Annotated in this window: 5 protein-coding genes and 1 pseudogene; 5 read left to right on the forward strand and 1 reads right to left on the reverse strand. The window is 59.9% G+C overall.

Annotated elements, in window-relative coordinates; genetic code table 11:
• On the forward strand, positions 1-2,146 hold a 2,146-nt coding region (polA, locus tag ABYA88_RS14710), incomplete at its 5' end, for a DNA polymerase I (protein WP_373188147.1).
• A 221-nt stretch (positions 2,147-2,367) separates the two neighbouring features.
• Here polA and yihA read toward each other — a convergent pair.
• Positions 2,368-3,030 carry a ribosome biogenesis GTP-binding protein YihA/YsxC gene (yihA, locus tag ABYA88_RS14715; protein ID WP_373188148.1) on the reverse strand — a complete coding sequence of 221 codons (663 nt, stop codon included), beginning with the start codon at positions 3,028-3,030 and terminating at the stop codon, positions 2,368-2,370.
• A gap of 273 nt (positions 3,031-3,303) precedes the next feature.
• Between yihA and ABYA88_RS14720 the strand changes: the two genes are divergently transcribed.
• From ABYA88_RS14720 to ABYA88_RS14735, 4 genes and pseudogenes are all read left to right on the forward strand, one after another.
• On the forward strand, positions 3,304-3,912 hold the full coding sequence (locus tag ABYA88_RS14720) for a cytochrome c (protein WP_373188149.1): 609 nt from the start codon (positions 3,304-3,306) through the stop codon (positions 3,910-3,912).
• Positions 3,913-4,132: 220 nt separating this feature from the next.
• Complete coding sequence (locus tag ABYA88_RS14725; protein ID WP_373188150.1) at positions 4,133-4,777, forward strand: thiol:disulfide interchange protein DsbA/DsbL; 645 nt, start codon at positions 4,133-4,135, stop codon at positions 4,775-4,777.
• Between the two features lie 60 nt (positions 4,778-4,837).
• Positions 4,838-5,668 carry an endonuclease/exonuclease/phosphatase family protein gene (locus ABYA88_RS14730; protein ID WP_373188151.1) on the forward strand — a complete coding sequence of 277 codons (831 nt, stop codon included), beginning with the start codon at positions 4,838-4,840 and terminating at the stop codon, positions 5,666-5,668.
• 70 nt (positions 5,669-5,738) lie between these two features.
• Positions 5,739-6,737, forward strand: a pseudogene (locus ABYA88_RS14735) (hypothetical protein); the annotation flags it as partial.

The following is a 6,737-nucleotide window of genomic DNA, read 5'->3' on the forward strand; positions in this document are numbered from 1 at the left end:
AGTGGGTCTGGTCGCGGGCATTGGTGGCGGCCTGGATCTGATCTACGCCAATCTCGACAAGGTGCCCGAACTGCCGATCCGCGGCGCCAAGAAGCTGCCGGAGAAATTGCTGGAGCACAAGGAGATGGCCTACCTCTCCTATCAGCTGGCAACCATCAAGGTGGACGTCGAGCTGGAACTGCGCGCCGACGCGCTGATGCCCGGCGAGCCCAATCGGCAGGCGCTGATCGAGCTGTACCGGGAACTGGAGTTCAAGAACTGGCTGGACGACCTGCTGCGTGAAGACAAGGCCGCCGGTGTCGCACGGGAAGTGCCGGGGCAGGCGGAACAGGTCGAGCCGCACTATGAAACCATCCTCGCCTGGAAAGATTTCGAACGCTGGCTGGACAAGCTCAAAGCCGCACAACTGTTCGCCTTCGATACCGAAACCACCAGCATCCATGCCCAGCTGGCCCAGCTGGTGGGCATCTCCCTCGCGGTCAATCCCCACGAAGCGGCCTACATCCCCCTGCGCCACAGCTACATGGGCGTACCCGAGCAGCTCGACCGCGACCGGGTGCTGGCCGCGCTCAAACCGCTGCTCGAAGACCCTGACAAGCGCAAGATCGCGCAGCATGCCAAGTACGACATCAACGTGCTGGCCCACTATGACATCTGCGTGCGTGGCGTCGCCTTCGACACCATGCTTGAGTCCTATGTGCTGGACTCCACCGCGACCCGTCACGACATGGACAGCTTGGCGCTCAAATACCTGAGCCACGGCACCATCCGTTTCCAGGACATTGCCGGTAAGGGCGCCAAGCAGCTGACCTTCGACCAGATCGCACTGGAGCAGGCCGGCCCCTACGCTGCCGAAGATGCCGATGTGACGCTGCGCCTGCATCAGACGCTCTGGGCCAAACTGACCGAGCAGCCTTCGCTGGCCAGTGTCCTGCAGGATATTGAAATGCCGCTGGTGCCAGTACTGGCCGGCATCGAGCGCTACGGCACGCTGGTCGATGCGCAACTGCTGGGCATCCAGAGTCGCGAGCTGGGCGAGAAGATGGTCGCGCTCGAACGTCAGGCGTTCGAACTTGCCGGCGAGGAATTCAACCTGGGCTCACCCAAGCAGCTCGGCGTCATCCTGTATGAAAAACAGGCGATACCGGTCATCTCCAAAACCGCCAAGGGTCAGGCTTCGACCGCCGAGGCAGTATTGGCCGAGCTGGCCGAGCAGGGTTATCCGCTACCCCAGGTGATCATGCAGTACCGCACCGTGAGCAAGCTCAAGAGCACCTATACCGACCGTCTGCCGGAGCAGATCAACCCCCGCACCGGTCGTATTCATACCAGCTACCACCAGGCCGTCACCGCCACCGGCCGGCTCTCCTCGTCGGATCCGAATCTGCAGAATATTCCGATCCGCAGTGCCGAAGGCCGGCGTATCCGGCAGGCCTTCATCGCACCCAAGGGTTATAAGCTGATGGCGGCCGACTACTCGCAGATCGAGCTGCGCATCATGGCCCACCTGGCCAAGGATGCCGGACTGCTGCATGCCTTCCGCCATGGCCTCGATGTGCACAAGGCTACTGCCGCAGAAGTATTCGGCGTCGAACTCGAGGCTGTTTCGGCCGAGCAGAGACGCAGCGCCAAGGCGATCAACTTCGGCCTGATCTACGGCATGAGCGCTTTCGGCCTGGCCAAACAGATCGATGTCGGCCGCAAGCAGGCGCAGGATTATATCGACCGCTATTTCAGCCGCTATCCCGGTGTGCTCGCGTACATGGAGCGTACCCGCGCGCAGGCCGGCGAGCAGGGCTATGTAGAAACCCTGTTCGGCCGCAGGCTGTACTTGCCCGAAATTCACGCCAAGAACCCGGCCATGCGCAAGGGCGCCGAACGCACTGCGATCAATGCCCCGATGCAGGGCACCGCCGCGGACATCATCAAGCGCGCTATGGTGACAGTGGACAACTGGCTGGCGGAGACCGGACTCGATGCACGGGTGGTCATGCAAGTGCACGACGAACTGGTTCTGGAAGTAAGAGAGGATCTGATTGAGCAGGTCAGTGCCGGATTGAAACAGCATATGGCCAGCGCAGCAACGCTGGATGTTCCGCTGGTGGTCGACGTTGGCGTAGGCGAAAACTGGGACGAGGCACACTGAGCGAAAATAAATTCGATTTTCCCGAAACGCTCTGGAACTAAACCACGGTAGGCCCGGTCAGATTCAGTGAATGGCCAGTCAAGCCTTTCATCTAGATGTGATTTAGTGTTGGCAGAATATCGGGCAGCCCTTTCCTAGCACAGCCCGATCCTTGAACCCCGGATCTTCCCTCCCCATATGAGGTCCGGGGTTTTTTTTGCCTGCGGTTTATTGCCCGCGAGTCACTCCTGGCTCTCATCCAGCTCGGCGTTTTGCTCGTCTTCATCATCTTCGTTGAACAGCCAGGTTTCCAGCACCTCGTACGCCTCCTCCAGCCCCTGGCGCTTGGGCGCTGAAAACAACTGCACGGTCGCACGGTTACCGTATTCCTTGCGCACAATCGTCTGCACCTTGAGCAGCACGTTCTTCGCCGCGCCATAGGCAAGCTTGTCAGCCTTACTGAGCAGAATATGCGCGGGCAGGCCGGTTACGTCGCTCCATTCGAGCATCATCCGGTCAAAATCCGACAGCGGGTGCCGGATATCCATCACCAGTACCAGCCCGACCAATGACTGGCGCCCGGTCAGGTAGGCATCCAGGTGCTCCTTCCAATGTTCTTTCAGCGCCAGCGGCACCTTGGCATAACCATAGCCGGGCAGATCCACCAGCCGACGCTGCTCGTCAAGACCAAAGAAATTGATCAGCTGCGTGCGACCCGGGGTCTTTGAGGTACGCGCCAGCCGCGCATGGGTGAGCGTGTTGAGCGCACTGGATTTGCCGGCGTTGGAGCGACCGGCGAAAGCAACCTCATAGCCGCGGTCGAGTGGGCACTGCTCCACCTGACTGGCACTCTTGATGAAGGTGGCTTGCTGGCAAAGGGAAACGAGGGGTGTTGCTGAAGGCATGGGGAGATCCGTTATGCTGCTGTCGAGTGGCCGATGACATTCACCTTGGCCATCACCTTAGTATATACTGCTGCGGTTTTATATCGCGAAAGCTTACTGCGACATTCTGGACGTTGCGTCCCTTCGAGGCGACAGATAGCATGGGCCATCAGTCCGGACTGCGTTGTTCAGTTGTCAGGTTCGGGATAAACGAGGCAGGCTGCCCTATATAACACGGTGATGACACCGGAAGGACAGACCAGGCCCCTCTTTCAGCCGTAATTGGATTAGCCGATGAATAAATTACTCGTTAGTCTGGTGTTATCCCTCGGTATGGCCGGTTCGGTCCATGCAGTACAGGGTGACGCTGAAGCCGGTGCAGACAAGGTCGCCACGTGCGCCGCATGCCACGGCGCCGATGGCAACAGTGCCATGCCCAGTTTCCCCAAGCTCGCGGCTCTGGGTGACAAGTACCTGTACAAGCAGCTGCTGGACATCAAGGAAGGTCGCCGTGTGGTCGTGGAAATGACCGGCATCCTAGATCCGTTGAACGATCAGGATCTGCGCGACATTGCCGCATTCTACGATGCTCAGGTACCTGCCATGGGCGTTGCCGACGCTGAACTGGCTGCTCGCGGTGAAGAAATCTACCGTGGCGGCGATCTGGCCACCGGCCTGCCCGCCTGCACTGGCTGTCACTCGCCAACCGGCAAGGGTAATGACCCTGCGGGTTATCCGCGCCTGGCCGGTCAGCATGCCGCTTACACCGCAAAGCAGCTGACCAACTTCCGCGAGGGCGTGCGTGACAACGATGGCGAAGCCATGATCATGCGTACGATCGCCGGTCGCCTGAGCAACCGTGATATCGAAGCGGTTTCCAACTATATTCAGGGTCTGCGCTAGGCAATTAGTGTTGCCAGGCATGTAGCAGGCTTCAATTAAAGGGTGACTCAGGTCACCCTTTTTGTTGTTGGCTGATCTGTTCTGCGGCATGCTGGACTGAACGACTCTTCGGAACCATTATGACTGCGCAGATGACGGCAAATGGCCGGTCAGTGAATTTTATCCAGGCCGGTGGCTCCCACAGACATCGGCTCCACAATACAACTCAAGGGAAGAAAACATGCGCGTATTGATCACCGCGACATTGCTTTGGTTATTGGGCAGTTCTGCCGCGCTTCAGGCTCAGGAAGCAACTCCGCCGGCAAACTTCAAGGCCGGGGAACATTATATCGAGCTGGCCACACCAGCTCCCACCCAGGATCCCGCGAAGATCGAAGTGGCCGAACTGTTCTGGTACGGCTGCGGCCACTGCTTCCAGTTCGAGCCAGTACTCGAGGAGTGGAAGAAGGATCTGGCCGAGGATGTCAGTTTCCGGGAAGTGCCCGCGCTGTTTGGCGGCGTCTGGAATACCCACGCACAACTGTTTTACACAGTGCAGAGCCTGGGCAAGCTGGAGGAGACCCACGAGGCCATTTTCAACGCGATCCATATCGAGAAGAAGCAACTGGCCAACGAGGCGGAGATGGTCGAGTTCCTCGAGCCCTACGGCATCAGCGAAGAGCAGTTCGAAAAGGCGTGGTCCTCTTTCGGCGTGCGCAGCAAGCTGGCCGAAGCGGGTCGCCTGGCCAAGGCCTACCGCGCGACCGGCGTGCCGACGCTGATCGTCAACGGCAAGTACCGCATTGAAGGGGGCATGGTCGGCGGTTTCGAAAGCATGCTCGAAGTAGCAGACTTCCTCGTCGCCCGCGAGCGTCAGGCTCTCTGAGGCAAGCCCATGGCAACCTCCGCAACGATGCCTCCGCGCAGACGCTCACTGCATGGCCAGATGCTGCCGGGAAACCTGCAGATCAACGAACTGTGCCCTGTCCATAAGGAAGCTCTGCCGGAGATCCTCAGGCTGCTGAGCTTCAATATCCAGGTCGGCATCAATACCCAGAAGTATCATCACTACCTGACCCGCAGCTGGCAGCACCTGCTGCCGGCGACCGGTCGGCACAACATTCTGGGGCAGATTGGCCGGGTACTGAGTGACTTCGATGTGGTGGCCCTGCAGGAGGTCGATGGCGGTAGCATGCGCTCGGGCTACGTCAATCAGGTCGAGCATCTGGCCCGCGAGGGTCAGTTCCCGTTCTGGTACCAGCAGCTCAACCGCAACCTGGGTCGTTTCGCTCAGCATTCCAACGGGTTGCTCAGCCGGTTTGCCCCGGACTATCTCGAAGATCACAAACTGCCCGGAATCCTGCCCGGTCGCGGAGCGATCCTGACCAGCTTCGGCGAGGGCCGCAACTCTCTTCTGCTAGTGAACATGCACCTGGCGCTCAGCACGCGTGTGCGGGCCAATCAGCTCGCCTACATCCGTGAACGCATCGCCGACCATGAGCACGTCGTGCTCATGGGCGACATGAATACTCACGCCGAAGACCTGCTCGAACACTCGCCGCTCAAGGGCAGCAAGCTGCATACTGCGACGCTGCCCGGCACTTACCCGAGCTGGAAACCTGCCCGGGTGCTGGATCATATATTGATCAGCCCAAGCCTCAGTATCGAAAAGGTAGAGGTACTCGCCCAGCCCATCTCCGACCATCTGCCGGTGGCCATGCACATACGACTGCCACCAGGACTATGCACGGCCACCTGCAAACCGACTGGCAGCTGACCCGAACAGGTTCTGGTCAGAGGACCCGGTTTGCATATAATCTTCCGGGACCCCGTGTGCAGGAGCACTCATGATCGACACCCGTAACAACTCCCGGTCGACCGGCAGCGCAGAGACCAATACGCCAGACGAATCCTCGGACCAGCAGGAGCTGCTCAAACGGGGCCTGGTGCGCGTGAGTATTGCCGCGGACGGGCTCGATCCATTGCTCGACAAGCGATTGAAAGACCTGCGCAACGCGCTGCGCAATAATGCTCCGCCCCAGTTGCTGACTGAACTGATGCCCGAGCTTGAGCGTGCGGTACTCGCGGCCGACAGCGCCCGTGAAGAACGCATGCTGCAGATTGCCTCTTCGCTGCGCGCGCTGGTCAAGCAGCTACAGCAACGCAAGCTGACGGGCGCCATCGATAGCTCGCTCAAGGAGCTCGCGCGGCGCCTTGAATCACCTATCGAGTATGCCTCAAGCATACAGATTCTCCTCTCCGATATAGTTGACGCGCAGGAGCGCGTACTCAGTGCCGGCCCCGGTGCTGAGTCACCGGGTCTGCTGGCTCGCCTGTTCGGCTCTGGCAGCTCTGCTGCCGCCGGACCGACCACAGAACCAGTTGATGCCGGCGAGCCGCTGACGCCAGAGCTTCCGGAGCCAGCATTCACCGTTGCCGAAGCTCCGCCCACCGATCAGTCCGAGAACGGGGAAGTGGCCGAGGAGCTCCAGAGCGACACCGCCAACAGCGCCGTGGTGGGCAATCTGGCAGGCGAGGAGCAGCATTACTCCCAGACGTCCGCACATATTGAAACTATCCTGATCAACCTGCTTTCGGAACTGCAGGTGCTCGACAATCAGCGCCTGCAAGCCGAACAGCTTCGCGAACGCATTGCCGGCGGCCTGAACTGGTACGAACTCGCCGCGGCACTGGATGAGCTGGGATTGTTGGTGCTGGGCGCACAACACAACCGCCAGCAGGATTTCGAACTCTATCTAAAGCAGCTCAACAGCCGACTGGCCCAGTTCCAGGGCAATCTTGAAGAAGCTCATGACGCCTATACCGGCTCCCTGGAAGCGGGTCGG

Origin of the sequence: Halopseudomonas sp., assembly GCF_041579695.1 — a bacterium.
Classification (GTDB): Bacteria; Pseudomonadota; Gammaproteobacteria; order Pseudomonadales; family Pseudomonadaceae; genus Halopseudomonas.